Here is a 2,131-nt window from a genome sequence, read left to right on the forward strand (position 1 = left end):
CCATCTACCTGTCCGGTTGGCAGGTCGCTGGTGACGCCAACCTGTCCGGCCACACCTACCCGGACCAGTCGCTGTACCCGGCGAACTCGGTTCCCGCGGTCGTGCGTCGCATCAACAACGCCCTGTCGCGCGCCGACGAGATCTCCAAGGTCGAGGGCGACGAGTCGGTCAAGAACTGGCTGGCCCCGATCGTGGCCGACGCCGAGGCCGGCTTCGGTGGCGCCCTGAACGCCTACGAGCTGCAGAAGGCCATGATCGTGGCCGGTGCCGCCGGTGTCCACTGGGAAGACCAGCTCGCTTCGGAGAAGAAGTGCGGCCACCTCGGTGGCAAGGTGCTGATCCCCACCCAGCAGCACATCCGCACCCTGACCTCCGCGCGTCTGGCCGCCGACGTCGCCGACGTGCCGTCGGTGATCATCGCCCGCACCGACGCCGAGGCCGCCACCCTCATCACCTCCGATGTGGACGAGCGCGACCGTGAGTTCCTGGACGGCACCCGTACCGCCGAGGGCTTCTTCGGTGTGAAGAACGGCATCGAGCCCTGCATCGCGCGTGCCAAGGCCTACGCCCCCTACGCCGACCTCATCTGGATGGAGACCGGTATCCCGGATCTCGAGGTCGCGCGCAAGTTCGCCGAGTCGGTTCGCAGCGAGTTCCCGGACCAGCTGCTGGCCTACAACTGCTCGCCTTCGTTCAACTGGAAGCAGCACCTGGACGACGCGACCATCGCGAAGTTCCAGCGTGAGCTCGGCGCGATGGGCTTCAAGTTCCAGTTCATCACCCTGGCGGGCTTCCACTCGCTCAACTACGGCATGTTCGACCTGGCGCACGGCTACGCCCGCGAGGGCATGACCGCGTTCGTCGACCTGCAGGAGCGCGAGTTCAAGGCTGCTGCCGAGCGTGGCTTCACCGCCATCAAGCACCAGCGTGAGGTCGGTGCCGGCTACTTCGACACCATCGCCACCACCGTCGACCCCAACACGTCGACCGCCGCCCTGAAGGGCTCCACCGAAGAGGGTCAGTTCCACTGATCCCCCTCGGAGTTGCTTTGACCGGCAACGCCTTTCCTCTACTCCGGTAGGGGTGTGGTGGCTCCGCCACCGCCACGCCCTCCCTCGCCGATCAGCCCTCGGTGAGGGAGGGCATCCCTATACTTTGGTCGCTATGACCTCCCCAGCCACCCCACAGCCAGACACACAGCAGGAGCGGGACGTGAGCAGCAGCGAGAAGATTCAGCGCGTTGGCATCATCGGCGCCGGACAGATGGGCGCGGGCATCGCGGAGGTGTGCGCACGCGCGCACGTCGACGTCCTCGTCTACGAGACCACGCGTGAACTCGCCGCTGCGGGCCGCGCACGGATCCTGCGTTCGCTGGACCGTGGCGTGAGCAGCGGCAAGATCACCGAGCGCGAGCGGGAGCAGGCCGCCTGGCGGCTGCGCTTCACCTCCGATCTCAGCGACTTCGCCGACCGTCAGCTGGTGGTCGAGGCCGTTGTCGAGAACGAAGAGGTCAAGACGGCCATCTTCAGCGAGCTGGACAAGGTCGTCACCGACCCCGACGCCGTGCTCGCCTCCAACACCTCCTCGATCCCGATCATGAAGATCGCCGTCGCCACCGCGAACCCCGAGCGCGTGGTCGGCCTGCACTTCTTCAACCCGGTGCCGGTGCTGCCGCTGGTCGAGCTGGTCACCACGCTCAAGACCAGCGAGCCGGTCGCCAAGCGCGCCGAGCAGTTCGCCGCCGAGATCCTGGGCAAGCAGATCGTGCGCTCGGCGGACCGCTCCGGTTTCGTCGTCAACGCGCTGCTGGTGCCGTATCTGCTCTCGGCCATCCGGATGGTCGAGTCGGGCTTCGCCACCAAGGACGACGTCGACAAGGCGATGGTGCTCGGCTGTGCCCACCCGATGGGCCCGCTGGCGCTGACCGACCTCGTCGGCCTCGACACCGTGAAGTCCATCGCGGACTCGATGTACTCCGAGTTCAAGGAGCCGCTCTACTCGGCTCCGCCGCTGCTGATGCGCATGGTCGAAGCCGGGCTGCTCGGCAAGAAGACCGGAGCCGGGTTCTACCAGTACGGCAAATAGGGGACTCGTCCGAACAGCCCGGATTCGGGCTGTTCGGTAGGGACGC

General features: G+C 66.8%; 2 protein-coding genes. Both read left to right on the top strand.

Translation table 11 applies throughout. The features are described from left to right. A partial coding sequence (gene aceA, locus ACFWF3_RS33445) for an isocitrate lyase (RefSeq protein ID WP_379317953.1) occupies positions 1–1,031 on the top strand: 1,031 nt, incomplete at its 5' end. Between the two features lie 181 nt (positions 1,032–1,212). Continuing rightward, positions 1,213–2,085, top strand: a complete 873-nt coding sequence (locus ACFWF3_RS33450; protein ID WP_358186489.1) for a 3-hydroxybutyryl-CoA dehydrogenase — start codon at positions 1,213–1,215, stop codon at positions 2,083–2,085. Positions 2,086–2,131 lie beyond the last annotated feature (46 nt).

It is taken from the genome of Nocardia sp. NPDC060220 (genome assembly GCF_042727815.1).
Lineage (GTDB): Bacteria > Actinomycetota > Actinomycetes > Mycobacteriales > Mycobacteriaceae > Nocardia.